The sequence below is a fragment of the Rhodococcus sp. KRD162 genome, assembly GCF_017168335.1.
Lineage (GTDB): Bacteria > Actinomycetota > Actinomycetes > Mycobacteriales > Mycobacteriaceae > Rhodococcoides.
This window is the reverse complement of the sequence record NZ_JABFAU010000005.1, coordinates 191277-214748: the sequence shown is the minus strand read 5'-3', so window position 1 is coordinate 214748 and position 23472 is coordinate 191277. Positions and strand designations below refer to the sequence as shown.

Here is a 23472-nt window from a genome sequence, read left to right as displayed (position 1 = left end):
GAACGGATGAATCCCTCCTTCGGATGTCAGATTTGTCGGTACCGCACGGGATACTGAACTCACGGTCCGGGAGGCTCAACAGTGCTATAACAAACCGGATCGGTCGGTTTTAAGGGGCTCCATGAGTTTGAGTTACGCGTCCACAGTTCCACGTCACCTCGTCCATCGGCGTTCGCCGGCAGATGTGTTGCTGACCGACTTCGAGACCGTCGACGGGACGCATCGGGCGGCCGTGCAGCTCCCCACGTCTCATCGGACGTTCGCGCCGGTGCGGCGAACACACGACTCGTTGATGGTGGCCGAGGCGCTGCGGCAGGCGGTCAGCCTGTTCTGTCACGTCGACCACGGGGTACCCATCGATCATGTGGTGCTCATCGAGCACTTCCGCTTCGATATCCTCGAGCCGCTGTCGGTGGACGACATCGATGATTCGCTCGTGGCAGAGTCGGTGACGTACGACGTGAGCTACGCCAGCGATCGCATGGACGAATTGACGCTCTCGGCCCGGCTGCTCAACGGCACTCACGTCGTGGCGTCGGGGACGGCAACTGTCCGGCCCATCGATCCCGAGATGTTCTCGCAGCACCGCACACCGACCATGGCCGATCCACATTTTCGGCACCTCCCTGCCGGCACCGAAGTGGTTCCGGCCGCCATCGTCGGACGCCTCGATCCCGCCGATGTGGTGTTGGCTCGGCATACGTCCGACGGAACCCTCGTCGTGGCACCCGACCCGCGCAACATGGCGTTGTTCGATCACACGACCGAATACCTACCGGGGGTGACGATGCTCGAAGCGGCCCGCCAGGCCCTACGGCTGACCACTGGCATTCGCGAGCTCGATTTCATCTCGCTCGAGGTGACGTTCACGGGGTTCGCCGAGTGGGGCAACCCGTGTTCGGTGACGGTCGATGGTGAGTCGGACGGCGTTCACCAGATCCGGTTCGAGCACGACGCGTCGTTGCTGTCGGCGATGTCGGTCCGAGCGACCTCCGAGCCGTGGCTGGCGGTCACCGAGCGCTCCAGTCGGTAACTGGCCCATCGGCCACCAACCGGATCCGCGCGAGCCGTCGACGCGGCACCACCGACGGCAGCACCATGTGCCACAGCTCGGTCATTCGGTCTTGCAGGTCGGCGCGGCCGGTCAGCATCTCCGACACGGTCTGCACGCCCGTGAACGACGCGACGATCAGCCTGGCCAACGACGTCGTATCCACATCCTCGGAGATATCGCCCTCAGCCTGAGCGCGGTCGGTCAACGCCGCGATCCGTCGTATCCAGTCGTCGAACGATTTGGCGTTCGGGTTCTCTGCAGAGGTCGATTCCAACGTCAGCCTCATCCCGCCGCGGGCAATCACCTCGGACTGCAACTGACGCGCCAACTCCTTGGTGATGAGGATCAGCGCGTCGATAGCTTTCGGTGTGTGCTCGATGATGGCGGCAGCCGCCGCCTCGGCCATTGCCATCTGCGCCTCGATGACGGCCTGGGCGAGGTCTTCCTTGGACGAGAAGTGGAAGTACATCGCGCCTTTACTGACGCCCGCGTTGGCAATAATGGTGCTCAAACTGGCTGTGCCATAGCCGAACTTGTCAAAACTGGCCGCAGCACCCTCGAGTACGGCTTGCCTGGTCGATTCTGCGCGCTCCTGCATCGGTAGACCATAGCTGCTGCCTGGGTCGGCGGCATCGCGTGTGGTGCAGGAAGCACTTCACTGGTAGTCGGTGTCCGAGCCCAACGGCCGAGCCTCACGGCACTGGTCCAGTCGACCCTTCAGATACGTTTCGATCCACTCGAACGACGGCGAACCCAGAGGTAAGCGCAGTGGGGGATCCTCCGAGGAAATCGCGGCCAGAACAGCCTCGGCTCCGCGGCGGGGGTCGCACGAACGAATTCGCGTCCGAATCCCGAGCTCGCGCCAGTGATCAACCAGACCCTGCTCGATCCCGTGGTGCTCATTTTCGGTCTCCTCGGGCGTTCTGGATCGGCTGTGAACTGCGAAGACGGTAACGACGGCAGACAACGGCGAGCAAGCGATTTTGATGGCACGCTGACGTGATGTTCGCTACGAGTGCAGGAATTCTGTTGTATCGCCTCGGTGCCGACAGTCCCGAGGTCCTGATCGCTCATCCCGGCGGGCCGTTCTGGTCGCGCAAGGACGAGGGAGCGTGGTCGATCGTCAAGGGTTTGTTGGCCGAGGGTGAAGATCTGTGGACTGCGGCCCGGCGGGAGTTTCGAGAAGAAGTGGGTATCGAGGTGCCGGCCGGAGCGTACGTGGAACTTGGCACCGTCACTCAACGCGGCGGGAAGATCGTCACGGCGTTCGCTGTCGAATCGGATCTCGATGTTTCGAATGCGGTCAGCAACACATTCGAGATCGAGTGGCCGCCGAAATCCGGTCTGATGAAGTCGTTTCCCGAGGTAGACCGCATCGAATGGTTTCCGCTGGACCAGGCGAGACAGAAGCTGCTGCCCTCGCAGCTTCCATTTCTCGACGCGGTGGAGGCGATTGTTGCTGCCAACTAGTTTCGGTGCGGACCACAGGGGTATCCAGCGGCCGGAAATGACGACAGTGGCAGATGCCGGGTGGGAAGCGAATCATGACACAGACGGACACGACCAGTGCACAAGCTCTCGTGGAGACGCAGTGGGGCGGACGCGTCATCGCCTCGTCGTTCGTGGTGTTGGCTGCGGGACTGTCGTGGGTGTTCGCCGCGACTGCGATGATCAGCTAGCAATAACAGACCGTTTGGTTGACACTGCTCATCGACTACTGAGAAGGGCAGCAATTTGACCGACGGCATCGCCTCTGGAACTCCGCCTGCGACACAGGTACCCAAGCGTGCGTGGCAGGCGCTCGTGGTGCTGCTGCTGGGCATGTTCATGGCACTCCTGGACACCACGATCGTCAACGTGGCGCTCCCGACGATCCGCACCACATTGGACGCCTCGGAGTCGGTTCTGTCGTGGATCATCTCCGGATACGCACTGGCGTTCGGGCTCGCTTTGATTCCGGCGGGCAAGGTCGGTGACCGCGTCGGCCACAAATGGGTGTTCTTCACCGGGCTCGCGCTTTTCACCCTCGCGAGCTTCGCGTGTGGACTGGCGCAGAACGATCTGCAGCTCGTCGTCGCGCGGGTGGTCCAGGGTTTGGCAGGCGGCATTTTCGTGCCCGCTGTGACCGCGTTCATCCAGTTGCTGTTCCCGGGTCCGGTGCGGGGCAAAGCCTTTGCGATCATGGGTGCCGTCATCGGTGTGTCGACCGCGCTAGGACCCCTCATCGGGGGCTTGATCATCCAGGTGTTCGGTGACGAGAACGGGTGGCGGCTGGTCTTCTGGGTCAATCTGCCCATCGGAATCGTCGGACTCGTTGCGGCCGCCGTACTGCTACCGAACAAGAACGATTCCGCGCCCACGGCTCTCCCCGGAATCGACTGGCTCGGCCTGGTTCTGATTTCCGCGGGCCTCGTCGCTCTGCTCGTTCCGTTGATCGAAGGCCAGGAGCTGGGCTGGCCGCTGTGGACCTACCTGACGATCGCCGCGGGACTGGGTCTGATCGCACTGTTCGGATGGTGGGAAGTGATCCACACCCGTCGCGGCCACAACCCGCTGGTTCCACCGCGACTGTTCACACACCCGGCCTTCACCGGGGGTGTGATTCTTGCACTCGTCTATTTCGCTGCCTTCACCAGCATCTTCTTCACCATCTCGTTGCTGTGGCAGACCGGACTCGGCAACACGGCTCTGTCGGCCGGGCTGGTGTCGATTCCGTTCGCGATCGGCAGCATCGTCGCTTCCTCGCAGAGCAACAAGTTGACGCTCCGCCTCGGGCGCACGGTGTTGGTTCTCGGCGCGTCTCTGGTTTCGATCGGCCTGATCTGGTTGTGGATCATCCTGGCGACCAGCTCCGCCGACACGATCTCGCATTGGACCCTGCTGGTGCCGCTCTTCGTGGCGGGCTTGGGCAATGGTGCCTTCATCGCACCCAACGCGCAGTTCATCGTCGCGACCGTGGATCGCGGTGATGCAGGTGCCGCAAGCGGGGTCATCTCGACCATGCAGCGAATCGGTTCGGCGATCGGCATCGCAGTGATCGGCAGCGTTCTGTTCGGATCCTTGAACATCACGGGCCCCGACGCCGTCGGATCGGGCTTTCTGCATGGAGCGGCGATGGCGATGGCCGTCAGCGCAGCGTTCAGTGTCGTGGCGCTGGCGCTGGTCTTTGCTCTCCCCAAGAAAGTTCAGGGCGCACACTGAGCAACGACGCTCAGTTCTTCGAGGCTTTGCTGTGCCGCTCGACGACGCTGGACGCGAGGTCGGCAATCTTGACGTTCAGATCCTGGGAGGATTTGCGAAGTAACGCGAACGCCTCGTCGTCGGACACGTCGTGCAACGCCATGATCAACCCGACCGCCTTGCCGATCTCGCGGTTGCTTTCCAGGCCGCCACGTAGCGTCGACGCTTCCTGTCCGTTCATCATCGCGGCGACGGTGACCGCTGTGAACGCGGTCAGGATTATCGCTTCGCCTGCGGTGTCGGAATCGAAGACTCCAGGAGTGTCCGTGAACAGATTGAGTGCGCCCACCTTGTGCTCGTTGACCTTGAGCCGAAAACCCATCGCGCCGCGAACGGGCGTTCGATTGAGCACGCCGCGAGCCATCGCAGGCCACTGAGTCGGCGTCTGGAAGTCGGTCTCGAGCTGCGCTGCTTCGCTGGTGATGGCATCGAGACACGGGCCCTCGCCGGTGGCACGCTCGATATCGTCCACCACACGGGCAATGTCATCCGAGGCCGCGACCGTGACGGCTTTTCCATGCTGCATCAGCATCAGGCTCGCGTGATCGCAGTGGGGGATCAGGAGGGGAGCCGCATTGCAGATGGCGGTGTAGACCTGTTCGGCGCTGCTGCCGCGATACACGATGTCGGCCAAGGCGGCGAATACGGTTGCCGGATCGGTCGATGGTCCGGAAACAGCCGGAGAGGCGTCGAACTGCGAATTGTCGTTCACGTGCTGCTCCCGTCCAGAGTGTCGTAGTTCGAGTGACCAGGACTCGAGATGGCTCAACCGTACCGTTGCCCCGTGGGGTACTCGAACGGGCGGTACCGACAGTAGCCTCGACGCGTGAGCGATGAGCAGGACCCGACCGGGTTCGAGTACGGCCACGACGGGCCGAAGTCGATCGTGGTCGGGGTCGACGGTTCCGATTCGTCCTGGCGCGCCGCTGCCTACGCCGCGGGACTCGCCCGCAGGCAACGATCGCTGCTGGTGCTGGTGTACGTCCAACCGATTGTGACCGCATCGTGGGGCCAAGTCGGCATTTCGCTTGTCGAAACCGGTAAGCAGATCGCCGACGAGCTCCTCGACTACATCCGAGCGTCGGCCGCCAAGTTCGGCAACCGGGAGCGCGTGCGGTGGGAGTTCCGCACCGCACAAGGCGATCCGTACAACGGGCTGATCTCCGTGGCGGAACAACTCCGCACCGACGCTGTGGTGGTGGGGGCGTCCGAGCACGCGGGGCACCGACTTGCGGGTTCGGTGGCGGTCCGATTGGTCAAAGCAGGACGTTGGCCGGTCACAGTGGTGCCCTGAACGAGGCGAAATCGATCCAATACCGGCGTGTGCCCTGTAAAAATAGGCAGTCACCTCGTCGGATGCGAGGCGTACGTGGTACCGATTTCGGAGTTCGAGGAGTTCCATGACCGGTTTGTCACGTAGGCAGTTCATGGCTCGGGTGGGCACCCTCGCGGCGGTGTGGGGCATCGCGCCCCATGTGCTGGGTCAGGCCTCGATCGCGCAGGCGCAGCCGGCAGAACCCACCGGAACCCTGGCGCAGACCATCCTTCGGACTGCGACCGGTCCGGCACGGTATCGCGTGCTCGGTGCCGGGCCCGCGGAGCCGTACGTGACTCGCCTGGACGTATTGGGCCGAGCGCCCCAGGCGTCTCGGGTGCAGTCACGGCGGTCGTTGCTCTATCTCGGGCACCTGTCGGATATGCACGTCATCGACGCTCAGTCGCCGGGCCGGATCGAGCCCATGATCGTGTCCGATCACGCCGCGTGGGGATCGGCATTCCATCCGCAGGACCCGCTGACCGTGCACGTCACCGCGGCGATGGTCAAAGCCTTCGCCGACGCTCGGATCAGCCCGGTCACCGGCGCACCGATGGGAGCCGCGGTGGTCACCGGAGACAGCGCAGACATGCATTCGCATCTCGAATTACGTTGGTACATAGACGTTCTCGATGGTGTTCCGGTTCGGCCCACGAGCGGTTCGGCCGATGTCTTCGAAGGTGTCCAAGCATGGCCGGAGGCACAGTGGGCCTATCGTCCGGGCGATCCGGCGGGAGGGTCGTTCGGCGACTACGGATTTCCGATGCTTCCCGACCTTCTCGACCAGGCCATGTCGGGGACGGTCGAATCTGTGGGGCTACCGGTCCCGTGGTATTCGGTGTACGGCAATCACGACACCCTGTTGCTCGGAACGTTCGATCTGTCCTCGCAACTGCATGCGCTCGCCGTCGGGGGACGCAAGGCCTACACACTCGAGGCGACGGCCACGTCTGCCCTGGCCGGTTATGCGTCGACGGCCAGTCCGCTGCAGCGGATGGCGGACGCGCTGGGCGTCGGATCCGGCGCACGACCGGGGTTTCGGGCAGTGTCTGCCGATCCAGCGCGATACCTCTTCGAGCAACGTGAGTTCATGCAGGAACACTTCGAGACCACCCCGACGCCTGGGCCGATCGGGCACGGCTTCACCCAGCACAATCTCGATTCGGGCGAGACCTGGTGGACGGCCGATCCCACCCCGAACATCCGCACGTTCGGGCTCGATACCTGCAACGCAGTCGCCGGACCCGACGGCGCCGTGCCGGAACAGCAATTCGACTGGCTCACCGACCAATTGAAGCGTGCGCAGGCCGAGAACAAGCTGGTGCTGATCTACACGCACCACAACAGCCTCACACTCGAGAACCGGGCACAACGGCCCGGGCAGTCGGTGAAGCTCTACGGCGCAGACGAATTCATCGATCTACTGTTGAGGTATCCCGTGGTGATCGGGTGGCTGAACGGTCACACCCACCAGAATCAGATCCTTGCGCATTCGCGAGACGGGCGAGGATTCTGGGAGATCACCACCGCGTCGTGCATCGATTTTCCGCAGCAGCAGCAAGTGGTCGAGATCGTCGACAACCGGGACGGCACAATGTCGCTGTTCACGACGGTGCTGGACCACGCCTCGCCGATCACTCCGGGGAACAGCGGGAGCTATCTGGATCTCGCATCGCGCAGTCGGGAGCTGGCGGCCAACGATTGGGCCGAGAATCCGCTGATGCGACGAGGCTCGCGTCTCGATCGCAACACCGAACTGCTGCTGCCTGCGCCCTTCGACCTGAGCACCATCACCGACGCCGCTCTGGAGAAGCAACACCTCGAAGAGCACGCGAGACTGATCGCCCACCAGACGAGGCAGGGAAGATGACCGGCTTGTGCAGGAAACTCCTTCTGGTGTCGGCTGTCTCGGTGGCATGCGCTGGATGCTCGCAGACCGCTGCGCTCGCCCCGGTCGGTGGTGCCGAGCTCGGAGACCTCCGCTACGCAGTCAACGACGTCCTGACGGATAAGGGGATCGAGATATTGGTCGCGCCGGTGTGCTCCGGCACCGGGGCAGAGATAACCTGCACCGGGACGACGACCGGCAACGAACCGATCACGGCAACAGCTACGTCGGAAGACGCGAGCACCGTGAAGATCGAGGTCGGTTCCACTGTTCTGTACTCGGGTTCGGTGCAGGACGTGCTCGATCGCAACTCCACGGTGGGTGCACCGTGAGGGGGAGTCTGGTCCTTGCGGCCGTCGTGGTCGTGTCGGCTCTTGTGCAGGCGCTGACCGTGTTGGGGGATCCGGTTCCGATGTCGTCTCTCGGTTTCGCGGGATTGGTTCTGGCTTCTGTTGCCGCGGTGGTACTTGCACTGTGGATCACCGCGTCGGCGGCACTCGATGTAGTGGACGGCAACGCGTCCGGTGCGCTGAGTCGGGCTTGGCGACGGCCGGGAGTCCTGGTGTGGTGTGTTTTGCTGACTGCCGTCGCCGTTGCGCTCGCAATCCTGTTCCCGCTACTACCCGTCGTGGCGATTGTGGTTGCGCTGCTGATACTCCCGGCGGTAGCGGATGGAAGGAGGAATCCGATCCGTGCAGCACTGCACACTGTCCGACGGTCCCCGGGGCGGAGCGCGATCGCCGTCGCCATCACGATTGTTGTCTTCTTCCTCGCCTGGGTCGTGGCGCTGGTACTGGGATTCTTCGTCACCGGTGTGGTGGCGGCGTTCCTGACCTGGCTTTGGTTCGGGGCCAATGCTGCTGCGCTAATGGTGTACTGGTCGCGGCTGTACCGACGGGCAGCGCTGCTCTGACCGGTATTCAGCCGCGAGCTCGTCGACCGGCTGCGGCCTCGGTGACGATATGAGTGATTCGACCTGCACGAGTGTCGTCTCGCACGGCGCTGACCACCCACCACAGCATCTGCTTGCGGGCGCTCGGCGGAAAGCTGTCCCAGTTGCTCCTTGCGTTCGTGTTTCTGTCCAGCGCAGTCGTCAGCTCGGGTGGTTCCAGGAGGTCCTCGACCTGATCGGCAATCGTCCACCAGCCGTTGGACTTCGCCGCAGCGATGGCGCGGCGGCCTGCGTCGGTCATGAGGCCGCGGCCCTCCATATCGGCGGCGCGTTTCCGGTTGAGCCGGGTCCACGGGCTCTTGGTCCTACGCGGCGTGAACAGCTGCAGGCTGCGGTCCTTGTCGAGATTGCTGCCGGTGGAATCGATCCATCCGAAGCAGATGGCTTCCTCGACAGCTTCGGGGTACGGGCAGCGTGGTAGGTCGGTGGTGCTGCGCCACGAACACAGCCACACGCCTCGGACGGATGCGTGATTGCGCTCCAGCCAGGTACGCCACTGCGAGCGAGTTTCGGCATGAACGATCGGATAGTCGAATTTCCATGAAGCCGGGTGGTCGGATGCCGACGACGAAGATTTCTCAGCAGTCACGTGCGCGCTCCATCTACTCGTCGTGGTGTTGCACACCGGGCTTTGGAAGCGTTCAGTGTGCCCACAATCGAGGACATCCTCTGTCCGCAATGAGGTCGAGGGTATTTCATCGATCGGCACGAATTCCGGCTCGGCTATCGACACCGTGGTGGGGCGGGCGGGGCTCGAACCCGCGACCAATGGATTATGAGTCCACGGCTCTAACCGACTGAGCTACCGCCCCATACTCGTACCAGGTACGAGCCTGCAGAATCGTACAGAATCCGGCCCTCTCAGTGGTGCATCGGGTGCACTACTTGGCCCGGACCTGCACCGGGACCCCGTTGAGGATCGCGTTGGCCGAGACACCGTCGACGCGGCCAGGGTCGGTGATGTCGTTGACACTCGGTCCTTGCACCGTCGTCGCGACCGACAATTGGACACCGGGGCGCTGATGGCCGAAGCCGTGCGGCATGCTCACCACGCCCGGCATCATCTTCTCCGATGCGGCCACCTCGATATCGATCGTTCCGGCAGCGGAGGTGACCGACACCATCGCCCCGTCCTCGATACCGCGGTGCGCGAGATCGTCCGGGTGGGCCAGAAGCTGATGTCGCGCTTTTCCTTTGGTGAGCCGGGTGGTGTTGTGCATCCACGAGTTGTTGCTCCGCAGGTGTCGCCGACCGATCAGAAGCAGCTCGTCACCGCTCGGGACGACGCTCGAGCGCATCAAATCCGTCAGCGCGGGAAGTTCGGCAACCACGACGTCCTGAATCAGCTGGACGCGCTTGTCCCTGGTCTTCAGCTTCTGTGGAAAGCCGGGACGCAGTGGGCCGAGATCGATACCGTGCGGGTTGGCGCGAAGTTTTCTCAGAGACAGCCCTTTTCGCCGACTACGGAGCAGGAGGTCCAGGGTGCGGGCGGGGGACAGGCGTAGGCGGGCTTCGCCGACCAAGCTCTTCGGACTCAGGCGAGACTTCAACCGACCGATCGTCGAACCAGCCAGTTCGTTCTTGTAGCGCAGCGACAGATCTCGGAAGATCTCCCAATCATGCTTGGCATCGGCCTTCTTGGACAGAACCGCCGGCGAGTACTTTGCCGTGTTGTGTACTGCGAAAGAGCTGAAGATCAAGTCGTAGTGATCTCGTTCGAGCGACATCGTCGGCGGCAGAATCACGTGCGCGTGGCGTGATGTCTCGTTGATGTAGAAATCGAACGACACCATGAAATCCAGCCCCGCGAACGCGTCGTTCAGCGTGGTTCCGCCGGGCATCGACAACACCGGATTACCCGACAGCACGGCCATGGCACGAATCTGGTCTTTGCCCTCGGTGGTGATCTCGTCGACGAGCGTCGAACAGGGGTACTCGCCCGAGAACTCGGGTAGGTCGCGAACGCGGCTGCGCCACTTGTCGAAATGACCGCGGCCGACGATGCCCTGCGAGATCAGATCGATCGCCGGATCGGTCACCATCGCACCACCCGGGCGGTCGAGATTTCCCGTCACGATGTTCAGCACCTGAATCGCCCACTGGCACACGGTGCCGAACTGTTGGGTCGAGACCCCCATGCGCCCGTACGCCACGGCTGATTTCGCTGCAGCGAAATCGCGTGCCAGGGTGGAGATCTCGTCCGCCGGGATACCGACGACGGGGGCCACGGCTTCCGGGGTGAACTCCGCGACGAGGTCGGCGAGTCGATCTGCTCCATCGATGTAGTCGGCTACCCGGGAGATGCCGTCGGCGACGATCGTGTGAATCATCGCGAGGAGCAACAGTGCATCGCTACCGGGGCGGATGAAGAAATGGGTATCGGCGATATCGGCGGTCTCCGTCTTGCGAGGATCGACCACGACGAGCCTGCCGCCCCGTTTACGCAGTGCCCGTGCCCGTTTGGCGAAATCAGGAACGGTCATCATGCTGCCGTTCGACGCCATCGGGTTGCCGCCGAGGACGAAGAAGAAGTCGGTTCGGTCTATGTCCGGGATCGGCAACAGCAGTTGGTGGCCGTACAACAGATGATCGACGAGCTGATGCGGCAACTGATCCAGCGAGGTGGCCGAGTAGCGATTGCGTGTCCGGAGCAACGACGTGAACGGAATGCCGTGAGTCATCGCGCCCATCGAGTGGACATTCGGGTTGCCCTGATACAGACCGACCGCGTTGCGCCCGTATTTCTTGCGCGTCGAGACGAGGCCGTCGACGACGAGGTCGTACGCCTCGTCCCAGCTGATTTTCTGCCACGTGTCACCAACCCGCTTGACCGGTGTGGTGAGCCGATCGGAATCGGCGTGCAGATCGATCAGCGAGAGAGCCTTGGGGCAGATGTGACCACGCGAGAGCGGGTCGTTCTCGTCCCCGCGGATCGACACCACAGCATCGTTCTCCACCGTGAACTCGAGTCCACAAATTGCCTCGCACAGATTGCACGATCCGAACACGACCGACATCGCATGTCTCCCATCCCTGTGGACCGAGAGTAGCCCGGCAGGGGACCGGGCCACGCTGTTCGGCCGACAATTAGGCTCACAGTCGTGTCTACCCTCGATCTCACCGCCTCGTGGCCCGTCGACCATGTCAGCGCCGCTGTCGTCACAGACTCCGGCGTTCGTGAGGAAGTGGGTGAGGCCGAGCGCGTGTACGAGCTTGCGTCGGTCACCAAGTTGCTCAGTGCATACGCGGTGCTCGTCGCCGTCGAGGAAGGCGCGGTGGAGCTCGATCAGCCCGCGGGGCCGGAAGGGTCGACGGTGCGTCATCTGCTGGCACACGCGTCGGGATTGGCATTCGGCGAACGGACGGTGCAGGCACCGGCCGGTACCAAGCGGATCTATTCCAGCGCCGGGTTCGAGGTGTTGGCCGAGCTGATCGAAACCGAGTCGCACATCGCGTTTCCCGATTACTTGGACGAGGCCGTGTTCCGTCCACTGCAGATGACGAATACCTCGCTGTCGGGATCGGCAGGCCACGGTGCGAGCTCGACCGTGGCAGATCTGACCAGGTTCGCCGCCGAATTGCTCGCACCGACGCTCCTCGCGACGCAGACACTCTCGTCCGCGACCGACGTGCACTTCCCCGGTCTGAACGGAATCGTGCCCGGATACGGATCGCACAAGCCGTGCGACTGGGGGCTGGGGTTCGAGCTGCGCGGAGAGAAAAACCCGCACTGGACCGGGGGCACCAACTCGTCGGCCACGTTCGGCCACTTCGGGCAGGCCGGAACGTTTCTGTGGGTGGATCCCGCCGTGCGGACGGCATGCGTTGTGTTGACGGATCGGGCGTTCGGAGACTGGGCGAAACCGTTGTGGCCCGAACTCTCCGACGCAGTGCTCGCGCGATGAATCTCATTCGTCAACAGATTGCACTGGCGCAACAGGGGCAACTCGGGGCACACTAGTACACACACGTGTTGATTCACTGCATCCACGCGAAGCATGTCGAGGTCGTTGGGGAAGACGTCCCTCGTCGAAGCTGGAGGTAGTGCAATGCGTGGATCGAATCAGTTCGCAGAAGCGACGTCGGGTGTCGTGTACATCCACTCGTCGCCCGCTGCGTTGTGCCCGCATGTCGAATGGGCGTTGACCGACGCTCTCGACTGCCGGGCGAATTTGAAGTGGTCCGTGCAGCCCGCCTCCGATGGGCAACTGCGCGCCACCACCGACTGGGTGGGTCCGGTGGGTACCGGAGCCACCCTGGCCGGCATTCTTCGCTCCTGGCAGATGCTGCGTTTCGAGGTGACCGAAGACCCCAGCGAAGGCGTCGACGGCGAACGGTTCTCGCACGTGCCAGGCTTGGGCCTGTGGCGGGGAACGACGAGCGCGAACGGCGATGTCGTCCTCGGCGAGATGCGCCTGCGCGCCCTCATGGAGAACAACCAGGGCAATTTCACTGCGGCTGTGGAGCACGCACTCGGATCGGACTGGGATGCTGCCCTCGAGCCGTATCGAACCGGTGGGGCCGGAGCAGAAGTGACGTGGTTGAGCCGCAACGTCGGCTAGAAGCAGGAGTTGCCGGGGGGAGTGCATCCCGGTAGTTTCGCGGGCGTGCCTGGTTCGGCATGTGGGAACGACCGTGGAGTGGGTGGGTTCGATGTTGTCGACCGGAAAAGTGATTCGATTCGACGAGTTCAAGGGGTACGGATTCGTAGCGCCGGACGAGGGCGGCGAGGACGTGTTCATTCACGTCAACGATCTGGATTTCGACAAACGACTACTAGCACCGGGCGTTCGCGTCGAGTACGTGGCCGTCGAAGGCGACCGGGGCCTCAAGGCCACCCAGGTACAGATCATCGACGGGCCGGCATCGACCGCGCTGGTCACCCGACACAAGCCGGATGTGCCGTACCACAACACCGTTCCGATCTCTGAGCATCAGCAGCTGGAAGACGTCCTCTGCGACGTGCTGTCCGAGGCCGAATTCACCGCCGAGCTGACCGATACTCTGCTATCTGCCAACGGCACGTTGACGGCGACGCAGATTCTCGACATTCGATCGGCGATGCTGCGGTTGGCTCACGACCACAAATGGATCGAGAGCTGACCGACCCGGCTGACGCCCACCCCGGCCCCGGCTCGACCCACGGGGTCCAGTGCACCTCGAAGCGGCACTGATTCCAACTGGGAGTCAGAGCGGGATGTTCTTGTGATTGCCGCGCGCCACCGGGGCCGCTGCGAGAGCCTTGGCGACGGTGCTGCGAGTCTTGCTCGGCTCGATCACCTCGTCGACGACACCGATCGCCACCGCACGGTCCACGCCGCCTGCGATGCTCTCGTGTTCGACGGTGAGGCGATCATGCAGCGCCTCACGCTCTTCCTCGGGCGCGGCGGCGAGAGCCTTCTTGTGCAAGATGCCGACGGCTGCCTTCGCGCCCATGACAGCGACCTCGGAGCCGGGCCAGGCGTACACAGCGGTGGCACCGAGAGCGCGCGCATTCATCGCGATGTAGGCACCGCCGTAGATCTTGCGGGTGACGAGGGTGACGCGGGGGACGGTCGCTTCGGCGAAGGCATGCAGTAGTTTCGCTCCGCGCCGGACGACGCCTTCCCATTCCATGCTGACGCCGGGGAGGTAGCCGGGTACGTCGACGACCACGATGAGCGGGATTCCGAACGCGTCACACAGCCGCACGAAACGTGCTGCCTTTTCGGCGCTTTCGGAGTTGAGGCAGCCGCCGAGTCGGATGGGATTGTTGGCGATCACGCCGACGGTGCGGCCGCTGATGCGTCCGAGACCGACGACGATGCTGCGCGCCCAGCCACCCTGGAACTCCTCGAACGTCGATTCTCCTTCGACGTTGTCGAGTAGTTCGTGAACGATCGGGTGGACGTCGTATGCGCGGCGGTTGGATTCGGGCATCAACGCCCGCAGGTCGGTATCGCCGTGCTCGGCAGCGGCGATGTCGAACTCGCCCTGCTCACAGAACATCGACACCAGACGGCGGGCGCGGGTGAAGGCGTCCATCTCGCTGTCGGCGACGATATGGCAGACACCGGATTTCTTGTGGTGAGTGTCGGGGCCGCCGAGCGAGGCCATGTCGACCTGCTCACCGGTGACACTGCGGACGACGTCGGGGCCGGTGACGAACACGCGACCCTCGGGAGCCATGATGACGACGTCGGTCAGCGCAGGACCGTAGGCGGCGCCGCCGGCGGCAAAGCCGAGGACGACGGAAATTTGGGGGACGAGGCCGGAGGCTCTGACCATGGCCTCGAAGACGAGTCCGACGGCATGGAGAGCTTCGACGCCCTCGGCGAGGCGAGCACCGCCGGAATGCCAGACGCCGACGATCGGGGCGCGCTGTTCGATAGCGGTATCGATGGCGGCGACGATGTGCTTGCATCCGTCGACACCCATGGCACCACCCATGACGGTGGCATCGGAACAATAAGCGATGGTGTGGACGCCGTCGATCTCTCCCGACGCTGCGAGGATGCCGGACTTGTCCCGATCGTGCAGCGGCACAGTGGTTCCGGTGTCGAAGAGATTCTCGAGGCGGGCGAGAGGATCGCGGGGATCGGTCGAGGTACCGGATCGAGTGACGGGGGCCAGAATTGTCATCGCTTGTCCTTCTTCAGGGCCCCAGTGGGGCGAGGCCCGGGCCGGGGCGTTCCGTGGGAACGACCCCAGCCCGGATCATGCACTGCGAGAGCGTGATTCGCCGAGTCGAACAGTCGACTCAGCGAATCACGCCTTACCGAAGGCGAGCGCTACGTTGTGCCCACCGAATCCGAACGAGTTGTTGATCGCGTAATCGATCTGTCCGACGCGGGGCTCGCCCTTGACGACGTCGAGATCGATCTCGGGATCCTGATTCTCCAAATTCAGCGTGGGAGGGATGATTCCCTCGCGCACTGACAGCACCGTCAGGACCGACTCGAGGGCACCGACAGCACCGATCGAGTGACCGAGAGCGGATTTCGGTGCGTACACCGCTGCGTGATTTCCGACGGCCTGGTTGATTGCCAGCGCCTCGGCGGTGTCTCCGATGGGAGTTGCCGTTGCGTGGGCGTTCACGTGGGTGATGTCGGACTTCTGCAGGCCAGCGGTCTCGATCGCGCGCTTCATGGCGCGTGCGGCACCCTTGCCCTCCGGATCGGGAGCCACGAGGTGGAATCCGTCCGAGGTGATTCCTGCACCGAGCAGGCGGGCGTGAATCGTTGCGCCGCGTGCCTTGGCGTGCTCTTCGGTCTCGATGACCATGAGCGCACCCGCTTCACCGAACACGAAGCCGTCACGATCCTTGTCGAACGGACGTGAGGCTCCCTTCGGATCGTCGTTGTTGGTGCTCATCGCCCGCATCATGGAGAAGCTGGCGATCGGAACCGCGTCGATGTAGCCCTCGACGCCGCCGGTGACGACCATGTCCGCGTCGCCCATCACGATCATCCGCCATGCATGCGCAATGGCTTCCGATCCCGAGGAGCATGCGGAGACGGGGGTGATGACGCCTGCCTGTGCTTTGAGCTCGAGTCCGACGACCGCGGCGGGACCGTTCGGCATGACCATCTGAACGGCGAGCGGGGATACCTTGCGGTAGCCGCCGTCTTTCATCTTGTCGTTGGCGTCGATCAGTGCGTCGCCGCCGCCGAGACCGGTACCGATCGACACACCGAGGCGAAGCGGATCGACGTCGGGTGTTCCGGCGTTCTTCCATACTTCGCGACCGAGCACGGTGGCCAGCTGCTCCACGTAACTCAGGCGACGAAGTTCGACCCGAGAGAGCAGGCTCTGCGGCTTCACCGCGAGGTGCCCACCGATCCGTACGGGCAAGCCGTACTCGGTGACGAAATCGTCTTCCAGAGCGTGGATACCGCTGTCGCCGTTCAGCAGACCCTTCCACGTTGCATCGACGTCACCCGCGAGTGACGTGGTCGCAGCGAGGCTGGTGACGACGACACTGGGGAAGCGTCCGTTGGCGGTGGATGGGTTGGTCATGGGCCCTGTCACTCGCTCGCGGAGTCGTCGAGCTTGGCCTTGATAGCTTCTGCGGCTTCGGGGTTCTCCGCTTCGAGCTTCTGGATGTAGTTCACGGCGTCGCCGACGGTGCGCAGACCTGCGAGGTCCTCGTCGGGGATCTTGACGCCGTACTTGTCCTCGGTCTGCACTGCGATCTCGACCATGGAGAGCGAGTCGATGTCGAGGTCGTCCACGAAGGACTTCTCGATGGTCACCTCGGACGGTTCGATGCCCGTGACCTCTTCGATGATCTCTGCAAGTCCGGCGATGAGGTCTTCCTGGCTGGCCACTGTTGTGGGTCCCTTCTCTTGAAGTGTAGAACGCCGAAGTCATGTGCTTCGAGACGCGGTTGTGCATTTTTCTGCCACTCGGGGAGTGGAAGTCGATCCGCAGTGCCGAGACTGCGGGGTGTGCTACCGAGCTATCCGAGCTCGGCCAGTGCGGAAATGTCCGCCGGTGTCTTCAGGCCGAGGTTGGCGACGCCGCGCAGTTCACGTTTGGCGATGCCGACCAATGCGCCTGCCGGGGGCAGTTCCACAAGTCCGGTGACCTGCGCGGTGCGCAGGTAGGCGTTGCACAGATCCCAACGCACGGGGCGAGTGACCTGAGCAGCAAGTTTGTCGAGTGCGTCGGCACCGGACGCGACCGGCTGACCGTCCGAGTTGGACAGCAGGGTGCGGGTCGGCGCGGATGCCGTGATTGCGGCGGCAGCAGCGGCAACGGTATCGCCCGCCGAGGCCATGTATTCGGTGTGGAATGCGCCGGCCACCGGGAGGGCGCGAACGCGAGCCTTCTCGGGCGCGCTCTCGGCCAGTTCGGCCAGCTTGGTCAGCAGCCCGGCTGCGACGATCTGCCCGGCTGCATTGACATTGGCCGGGGTGAGATCGAGCTCTTCGAGCCGGGCGAGCACAGCGGCCTCGTCTCCGCCGAGCACCGCAGACATGCCCGTGGGCTGCAGTGCGCAGGCCTTGGCCATGGCAGCGCCGCGTACCGCGGCGAGCGAGACTGCCTCGTCGGAGGAGATGACGCCTGCGATGGCTGCGGCGGCGAGCTCGCCCACGGAGTGGCCGGCGACGACGGCGTCCTCGGGGAACAGGCCGCGCGCGGCGATCTCCTCGAAGGCGAGCAGAGCCGAGGCCACGACCAGCGGCTGAGTCACAGCAGTGTCGGTGATTTCTTCTGCGGTGGCGGTGGTGCCGAGGCGAACGAGGTCCAGGCCGGAAGCCTTCGACCACAGCGCCAGCCGATCCGCCGCGCCTGGCAGTTCGAGCCATGGCAGCAGCATGCCGGGAGTCTGGGAGCCCTGACCGGGCGCAAGCAACGCAATCACAGAGTTAAGGGAACACCGTCGGCCCTCTGATCGGTGATGTCGCGCTCGATGAACTCTCGACAACCAATTTGTGGGAACCCTACAAATTGCCTCGTGAGCACCGGCCATCGCCGGACGGGGGTCGGGCGTTACGTGACCACTTCGCCGAATGTGACTTGTGTGACATATGGGGCAGAATGGGACGGTTCGTGATGAGTTCGAGCCAGCCTTCCTACCGTTGCCGCGACCCGGAGCACGTACGCATCGCGAGGATTCGTGGGATCACGACCGGTGACTTCTGCGATTCGCTTGAGGCGATAGCGCACCGTATTTGGATGAACAAACAGCTGCCGTGCGCAGGTTTCCACGGCCCCGCCACAGTCCAGATACGCGTCGAGTGTGTCGGCCAGGCCGGACCCGGCCGAAGCCAAAGGAACGACCACATGATCGTTGAGTGCCGAGATCGCCGCAGCATCGTTCAGCAGGGCGCGCTCGGGCAGTAACTCGCCTGCGTGCACCGGACGTGGTGCTCCCCGCCAACCAGCCACGGCCTGCATTCCGGCGAACGCCTCCACCGCACTGGAGTGCGCGGCACCGAGGGTGCGCGTAGTCGGACCGATCACGACCGGTCCGTCGGAGAAGTTCTGCAGCATGTCCTCGACGAACGAGTTGTGCGCGGCCGAGTCGGTGATCGGCCCGCTGACCACCATCACCAGTCGTGTTCCCTGCACCACGGCCAGCGCGGCGCGGCCGTGCTTCTGTGCCACCGAATGCACGGTGCCGACGACCGAGACTCCTCGATCGTCGGGGGGAGTGCCCACCAGCACCGTTGCCGGCGCAGTGGCATCCCAGTTCAACGTGGCGGCGCGCGAGAGCATGTCCGAGCCGGTGTCACCGCGCACGACGGCGTCCACCACGAGGGCCTCGAGGCGCGTGTCCCACGCGCCGCGCGACTCGGCGGCGCTGGCGTAGACCGAAGCGGCCGCGAAACCGAGCTCGCGTCCGTATCGCAACACGGCCTCGGTCAGGGCCACCAGCTGCTGATCGTTACGTGCCAGCGCCGGGAGCCACTGCTCGAAGAACTCCATCGCCACCCGGACCATGTCCACGGTCTGGCGCAGAGTCAGCCGTCGAGCGAGGTCCTGAGGGATCACCTGAAAAGCGTCGAGAGAGAACCGGATATCGCTGTTGGGGTTCTTCAACCACTCGAGGAAATTGTCGACGGCCGTCTGAATCAACAACTGGACGCTGGCGCGCTGGGCGGCGTCGAGGTCACCGAAGAACGGCAGCTGACCCTGCATCGTGGTCACGGCCTCGGTCGACAGACGCCCGGAGAACTGTTTGACCCGTCGCAGCAGGGCATCCGGTAGGGGATCGCGCTTCTGGCGAGAGGGTGCAAGCGAGGCGACCGGAAGATGGACTTCGTTGTCCGAGGTCAGGGGGTCGCGGGTCGAGGAATCGCGGGTCAACGAATCTCGCAACGCTTCACGGTAGGCGTCGCGTCGGGATACATCACGCGCAGACGCGCTGCCCGGGGAGTCGGGTTTCGCATCGGACATAAGGAGAACCTACGCCCGACCCCCGCCTGCACCGCGACGGACGTGCATCGCGATGTAGGACGGGGGTCGGCCGAACAGGGTGTGAACCTACGCCGAACCGGTATCGGCGAAGGACGTCGGAGCTGCGGTGACGTCGTCGATCTTGTACTTGTCCGCGGCCTCGACGGCCTTGGCCTTGTCGATCTCACCGGATGCCGCGAGAGCGGACAAGGTGGCCACGACGATCGACTCGGCGTCGACGTTGAATACGCGACGCGCGGCCGGACGGGTGTCGGAGAACCCGAAACCGTCGGTGCCGAGAGTGACGTAGTCGCCCGGAACCCACTGGCGGACCTGGTCCGGGACGGCACGCATCCAATCCGAGGATGCGATGACCGGGCCGTTGGCATCGGCCAGTGCCGAGGTCACGAAGGGCACACGCTTGTCGGCACCGGGATTGCGCAGAGATTCGCGCTCGGCGTCGACGCCGTCGCGGCGCAGTTCGCCCCAGGACGTCACCGACCACACGGCCGACCGCACGCCCCACTCCTCGAACAGCAGTTCCCTGGCTTTACGTGCCGAGACCATCCCGACGCCCGAGGCCAGCAGCTGCGCCTCGGGTCCGTCGCCATCCTGTGGTGCTTCGAATCGGTAGATGCCCTTGAGCAGACCCTCGACGTCGAGGTTCTCCGGCTCGGCTGGCTGTACGTACGGCTCGTTGTACAGGGTGATGTAGTAGAAGATGTTCTCGCCGCCGAAGCCTTCGACACCTTCGGTGCCGCCGTACATCCGTCGCAGACCGTCCTTGACGATGTGTGCAATTTCGTACGAGAACGCCGGGTCGTAGGACACGGCCGCCGGGTTGGTCGACGCCAACAGCAGCGAATGACCGTCGGCGTGCTGCAGACCTTCACCGGTGAGGGTGGTGCGACCGGCCGTGGCACCGAGGACGAACCCGCGAGCCATCTGATCGGCGGCAGCCCACAGACCGTCGCCGGTGCGCTGGAAACCGAACATCGAGTAGAAGATGTACAGCGGGATCATGACCTCGCCGTGCGTGGAGTACGAGGTTCCGACCGCCGTGAACGAGGAGGTGGACCCGGCCTCGTTGATGCCCTCGTGCAGGATCTGGCCGACGGTGCTCTCCTTGTAGGCGAGCATCAGCTCCGAGTCCACCGAGGTGTAGAGCTGGCCGTTGCGGTTGTAGATCTTCAGCGACGGGAACCACGAGTCCATACCGAACGTGCGGGCCTCGTCGGGGATGATCGGCACGATGCGGTGACCGATCTCCTTGTCTCGCAGCAGCTCCTTCATCACTCGCACGAGCGCCATCGTGGTGGCGACTTCTTGCTTGCCCGAGCCCTTGCGGAGGGTCTTGTACGTGTCGTCGCCCGGCTGAGGCAGCGGCTTGACGTCGACCCGGCGCTCGGGAACGAATCCACCGAGCTTGCTGCGGCGATCGAGCATGTACTGGATCTCGGGGGCATCCGCACCGGGGTGGTAGTACGGCGGCATGTACGGATCCTTCTCGAGCTCCTCGTCCGAGATCGGAATGTGCTGCAGGTCGCGGAACGTCTTGAGGTCGTCGAGCGTGAGCTTCTTCATCTGGTGCGTGGCGTTGCGGCCCTCGAAGTGCTTGCCGAGGGTGTAGCCCTTGATGGTGTGCGCCAGGATGACCGTCGGCTGGCCCTTGTGCGCCATCGCGGCCGCATAGGCAGCGTGCACCTTGCGGTAGTCGTGGCCGCCTCGCTTGAGGTTCCAGATCTCGGCGTCGGACAGATCCTTGACGAGTTCCTTGGTGCGCGGATCGCGCCCGAAGAAGTGATCTCGAACGTAGCTACCGTCGTTGGCCTTGTACGTCTGGAAATCGCCGTCGGGGGTGGTGTTCATGAGGTTGACCAGGGCGCCGTCGCGATCCTTGTGCAGCAGGGCATCCCACTCGCGGCCCCAGACCACCTTGATGACGTTCCAGCCGGCACCACGGAAGAACGACTCCAGTTCCTGGATGATCTTGCCGTTGCCGCGCACCGGGCCATCGAGGCGCTGCAGGTTGCAGTTGACGACGAAGGTGAGATTGTCCAGGCCCTCGGTGGCCGCCACATGTGCGAGTCCACGCGATTCCGGCTCGTCCATCTCGCCGTCGCCGAGGTAGGCCCACACGTGCTGATCGGTGGTGTCCTTGATGCCGCGGTCGTTGAGGTAATGGTTGAAGCGAGCCTGGTAGATGGCGTTCATCGGGCCGAGACCCATCGACACCGTCGGGAACTCCCAGAAGTCCTGCATCAGCCGCGGGTGCGGGTACGACGGCAGTCCGCCGCCTTCGGTCTCGTGGCTCGCTTCCTGGCGGAAACCGTCCATGCGCTCGGCTGGAATGCGGCCTTCGAGGAAGGCGCGGGCGTAGATGCCGGGGGAGGCGTGACCCTGGATGAAGATGTGGTCACCGCCGCCCGGGTGGTCCTTGCCGCGGAAGAAGTGGTTGAAGCCCACCTCGTAGAGCGCGGCGGAGGACGCATAGGTGGAGATGTGACCGCCGACGCCGACTCCGGGACGCTGCGCGCGGTGCACCATGATGGCCGCGTTCCAACGAATCCAGGCGCGGTAGCGACGCTCCATCGACTCGTCGCCGGGGAACCAGGGCTCGTTCTCGGTGGGGATGGTGTTGACGTAGTCCGTCGATGTCAGCGACGGCAGCGCGACGCGGCGCTCACCAGCGCGCTCGAGCAACCTCAGCATCAGGTAGCGAGCGCGGTTCGGTCCGGACCTCTCCAGCAAGCCGTCGAACGACTCGATCCATTCGTTGGTTTCGTCGTTGTCGATATCGGGCAGATACGACGCGACACCCTCACGGATGACGCGGACCCGACCGTCCGAACTTGCCGTTTTGCCTGCAGACGATGTGTTCTGCCGTTCGCCGCTGTTCACTTCGGACAACGTGTGCACTCCTCAATGTGGCGGACGCTCGGTGTGGCGCCCGGTCCCGGTAGTCCGCCCCTGTGACGGCGGTCTACTCTCCTCGTTCTCGTGATTCCTCCCTAATCCTGCTACATCTCGCCGGTTCTGGTAGTACAGAGGTCCAATACCCACCGGTAGAAATTTATGTACGCAATTTCGGCGCGGTCAGCTTGCGCGAACGGCTTCGACCCTGTTCGCTTTGACTACTGCACCCACAATTCAAGGAGGTCACCACCGTGGTCGCCGCGGCGGACGCTCAGAACTACGCTCAGAAACTTGGCATCACTCGCGACATGGTCGTTCAAGAGCTGGGCTGGGACGAGGACACCGACGATGATCTGCGCGCCGACGTAGAAGATGTGATCGGTGGCGAGACCCTCGACGAGGATTCCGACGAGGTGATCGACGTTGTGCTGCTGTGGTGGCGCGATGGAGACGGTGACCTGGTCGACGCGCTCATGGATGCGATCGGTCCGCTCTCGGACGATGGCATCGTGTGGGTCCTCAGCCCCAAAACCGGGTTGCCCGGTCATGTTGAACCCAGCGAGATTGCCGAATCGGCTCCGACCGCGGGGTTGACGCAGACCTCTGCGGCAAACCTCGGTGACTGGATCGGAAGTCGATTGGTTCAGCCCAAGACCCCTGCCACGAAGCGGTAGGCCATGCTCGACACAGGAAGACGGTTCTAAATGCCGATCGAGGTTGGCGCACAAGCGCCCGACTTCACCCTCAAAGACCAGAACAACCAACTGGTCACGCTGTCGTCGTACCGGGGCGTGAAAAACGTTCTGCTCGTGTTCTATCCACTGGCCTTCACCGGCACGTGCCAGGGCGAGCTGTGCAAAGTACGCGACGAACTACCGACCTTCGAGAACGACGACACTGCGGTGTTGGCAATTTCGGTGGGCCCTCCTCCCACCCACAAGATCTGGGCTGCAGAACAGGGTTACACCTTTCCGTTGCTGTCGGACTTCTGGCCGCACGGTGAGGTAGCGCAGGCGTACGGCGTGTTCAACGACACTGCCGGCTTCGCCAATCGTGGGACCTTCGTGGTCGACAAATCCGGAATCATCAGATTCGCCGAAATGAACGGTCCCGGGGAAGCCCGGGACAGCTCATCGTGGGCCGAGGCGCTCGCACAGGTGAGCTGACCTGCGGAATTGTAGTTAGACACCAGACACGATAAATTTCTCCAAGCGTTCCGG

The 23472-nt window shown here is 63.8% G+C and carries 23 protein-coding genes and 1 tRNA gene; 13 read left to right on the top strand and 11 right to left on the bottom strand.

The genetic code is table 11. From position 1 onward, the window contains the following. Nucleotides 1–121 precede the first annotated feature (121 nt). Nucleotides 122–1033, top strand: coding sequence for an AfsA-related hotdog domain-containing protein (locus tag J1M87_RS09355; protein ID WP_206489279.1), 912 nt, complete (start codon nt 122–124; stop codon nt 1031–1033). Here J1M87_RS09355 and J1M87_RS09350 read toward each other — a convergent pair. Then, nucleotides 1011–1652 (bottom strand): ScbR family autoregulator-binding transcription factor, encoded by a 642-nt coding sequence (locus J1M87_RS09350; RefSeq protein WP_206489278.1) that lies wholly within the window; start codon nt 1650–1652, stop codon nt 1011–1013. The genes J1M87_RS09355 and J1M87_RS09350 overlap by 23 nt on opposite strands. A 404-nt stretch (nt 1653–2056) precedes the next feature. Here J1M87_RS09350 and J1M87_RS09345 point away from each other — a divergent pair, with 404 nt between their 5' ends. The 3 genes from J1M87_RS09345 (at nt 2057) to J1M87_RS09340 (ending at nt 4255) form a co-directional block, all read left to right on the top strand. After that, complete coding sequence (locus J1M87_RS09345; protein ID WP_206489277.1) at nt 2057–2524, top strand: NUDIX domain-containing protein; 468 nt, start codon at nt 2057–2059, stop codon at nt 2522–2524. Between the two features lie 74 nt (nt 2525–2598). Continuing rightward, on the top strand, nt 2599–2733 hold the full coding sequence (locus J1M87_RS28985; RefSeq protein ID WP_274610870.1) for a hypothetical protein: 135 nt from the start codon (nt 2599–2601) through the stop codon (nt 2731–2733). Nucleotides 2734–2788: 55 nt separating this feature from the next. Then, entirely contained in the window at nt 2789–4255 is a 1467-nt protein-coding gene (locus J1M87_RS09340) for an MFS transporter (RefSeq protein ID WP_206489276.1), read from the top strand. A gap of 10 nt (nt 4256–4265) precedes the next feature. Here J1M87_RS09340 and J1M87_RS09335 read toward each other — a convergent pair whose 3' ends face one another. Next, nucleotides 4266–5006 (bottom strand): GAF and ANTAR domain-containing protein, encoded by a 741-nt coding sequence (locus J1M87_RS09335; protein WP_206489275.1) that lies wholly within the window; start codon nt 5004–5006, stop codon nt 4266–4268. Nucleotides 5007–5120: 114 nt separating this feature from the next. Between J1M87_RS09335 and J1M87_RS09330 the strand changes: the two genes are divergently transcribed. From J1M87_RS09330 to J1M87_RS09315, 4 genes are all read left to right on the top strand, one after another. Further along, nucleotides 5121–5588, top strand: a complete 468-nt coding sequence (locus tag J1M87_RS09330; RefSeq protein ID WP_206489274.1) for a universal stress protein — start codon at nt 5121–5123, stop codon at nt 5586–5588. Nucleotides 5589–5694: 106 nt separating this feature from the next. Then, nucleotides 5695–7479, top strand: coding sequence for a TIGR03767 family metallophosphoesterase (locus J1M87_RS09325; protein WP_206489273.1), 1785 nt, complete (start codon nt 5695–5697; stop codon nt 7477–7479). After that, the gene (locus J1M87_RS09320; protein ID WP_206489272.1) at nt 7476–7829 is read left to right on the top strand and encodes a hypothetical protein; all 354 of its coding nucleotides are present in this window, start codon (nt 7476–7478) and stop codon (nt 7827–7829) included. Before J1M87_RS09325 ends, J1M87_RS09320 begins: the two co-directional genes overlap by 4 nt. Further along, complete coding sequence (locus tag J1M87_RS09315) at nt 7826–8410, top strand: EI24 domain-containing protein (protein ID WP_206489271.1); 585 nt, start codon at nt 7826–7828, stop codon at nt 8408–8410. The genes J1M87_RS09320 and J1M87_RS09315 overlap by 4 nt, the downstream gene beginning before the upstream one ends. Before the next feature lie 7 nt (nt 8411–8417). On the opposite strand, the gene J1M87_RS29255 is transcribed toward J1M87_RS09315, so the two are convergent. The 3 genes from J1M87_RS29255 to J1M87_RS09300 form a co-directional block, all read right to left on the bottom strand. Then, nucleotides 8418–9038: a YdeI family protein gene (locus tag J1M87_RS29255; RefSeq protein WP_206489270.1), complete on the bottom strand. Its 621-nt coding sequence runs from the start codon at nt 9036–9038 to the stop codon at nt 8418–8420. Nucleotides 9039–9184: 146 nt separating this feature from the next. Beyond that, nucleotides 9185–9261 (bottom strand) — tRNA-Ile (locus J1M87_RS09305). A gap of 69 nt (nt 9262–9330) precedes the next feature. After that, nucleotides 9331–11466, bottom strand: coding sequence for a molybdopterin-dependent oxidoreductase (locus J1M87_RS09300; RefSeq protein WP_206489269.1), 2136 nt, complete (start codon nt 11464–11466; stop codon nt 9331–9333). Between the two features lie 84 nt (nt 11467–11550). Here J1M87_RS09300 and J1M87_RS09295 point away from each other — a divergent pair, with 84 nt between their 5' ends. The 3 genes from J1M87_RS09295 (at nt 11551) to J1M87_RS09285 (ending at nt 13552) form a co-directional block, all read left to right on the top strand. Then, nucleotides 11551–12354, top strand: a complete 804-nt coding sequence (locus J1M87_RS09295) for a serine hydrolase (protein WP_206489268.1) — start codon at nt 11551–11553, stop codon at nt 12352–12354. A gap of 144 nt (nt 12355–12498) precedes the next feature. Further along, the gene (locus J1M87_RS09290; protein ID WP_206489267.1) at nt 12499–13011 is read left to right on the top strand and encodes a DUF3145 domain-containing protein; all 513 of its coding nucleotides are present in this window, start codon (nt 12499–12501) and stop codon (nt 13009–13011) included. A gap of 91 nt (nt 13012–13102) precedes the next feature. After that, nucleotides 13103–13552 (top strand): cold-shock protein, encoded by a 450-nt coding sequence (locus J1M87_RS09285; RefSeq protein WP_206489266.1) that lies wholly within the window; start codon nt 13103–13105, stop codon nt 13550–13552. A gap of 84 nt (nt 13553–13636) precedes the next feature. Here the strand turns inward: J1M87_RS09285 and J1M87_RS09280 are convergent, their stop codons facing one another. From J1M87_RS09280 to aceE, 6 genes are all read right to left on the bottom strand, one after another. Further along, on the bottom strand, nt 13637–15070 hold the full coding sequence (locus J1M87_RS09280; RefSeq protein WP_206489265.1) for an acyl-CoA carboxylase subunit beta: 1434 nt from the start codon (nt 15068–15070) through the stop codon (nt 13637–13639). 126 nt (nt 15071–15196) lie between these two features. After that, the gene (locus J1M87_RS09275) at nt 15197–16447 is read right to left on the bottom strand and encodes a KasA/KasB family beta-ketoacyl-ACP synthase (RefSeq protein WP_206489264.1); all 1251 of its coding nucleotides are present in this window, start codon (nt 16445–16447) and stop codon (nt 15197–15199) included. Nucleotides 16448–16455: 8 nt separating this feature from the next. Then, nucleotides 16456–16758, bottom strand: coding sequence for a meromycolate extension acyl carrier protein AcpM (acpM, locus tag J1M87_RS09270; RefSeq protein WP_027497448.1), 303 nt, complete (start codon nt 16756–16758; stop codon nt 16456–16458). Between the two features lie 131 nt (nt 16759–16889). Beyond that, entirely contained in the window at nt 16890–17798 is a 909-nt protein-coding gene (locus tag J1M87_RS09265; RefSeq protein WP_206489263.1) for an ACP S-malonyltransferase, read from the bottom strand. Between the two features lie 128 nt (nt 17799–17926). Continuing rightward, on the bottom strand, nt 17927–19336 hold the full coding sequence (locus J1M87_RS09260) for a CdaR family transcriptional regulator (RefSeq protein WP_241256624.1): 1410 nt from the start codon (nt 19334–19336) through the stop codon (nt 17927–17929). Nucleotides 19337–19423: 87 nt separating this feature from the next. Then, on the bottom strand, nt 19424–22246 hold the full coding sequence (gene aceE, locus J1M87_RS09255; RefSeq protein ID WP_206489262.1) for a pyruvate dehydrogenase (acetyl-transferring), homodimeric type: 2823 nt from the start codon (nt 22244–22246) through the stop codon (nt 19424–19426). Between the two features lie 257 nt (nt 22247–22503). Here aceE and J1M87_RS09250 point away from each other — a divergent pair, with 257 nt between their 5' ends. Together J1M87_RS09250 and J1M87_RS09245 are read left to right on the top strand one after the other, a co-directional pair. Then, nucleotides 22504–22926, top strand: a complete 423-nt coding sequence (locus J1M87_RS09250; RefSeq protein WP_206489261.1) for a DUF3052 domain-containing protein — start codon at nt 22504–22506, stop codon at nt 22924–22926. Nucleotides 22927–22956: 30 nt separating this feature from the next. Next, nucleotides 22957–23418 (top strand): peroxiredoxin, encoded by a 462-nt coding sequence (locus J1M87_RS09245; protein ID WP_206489260.1) that lies wholly within the window; start codon nt 22957–22959, stop codon nt 23416–23418. Nucleotides 23419–23472: the final 54 nt, after the last annotated feature.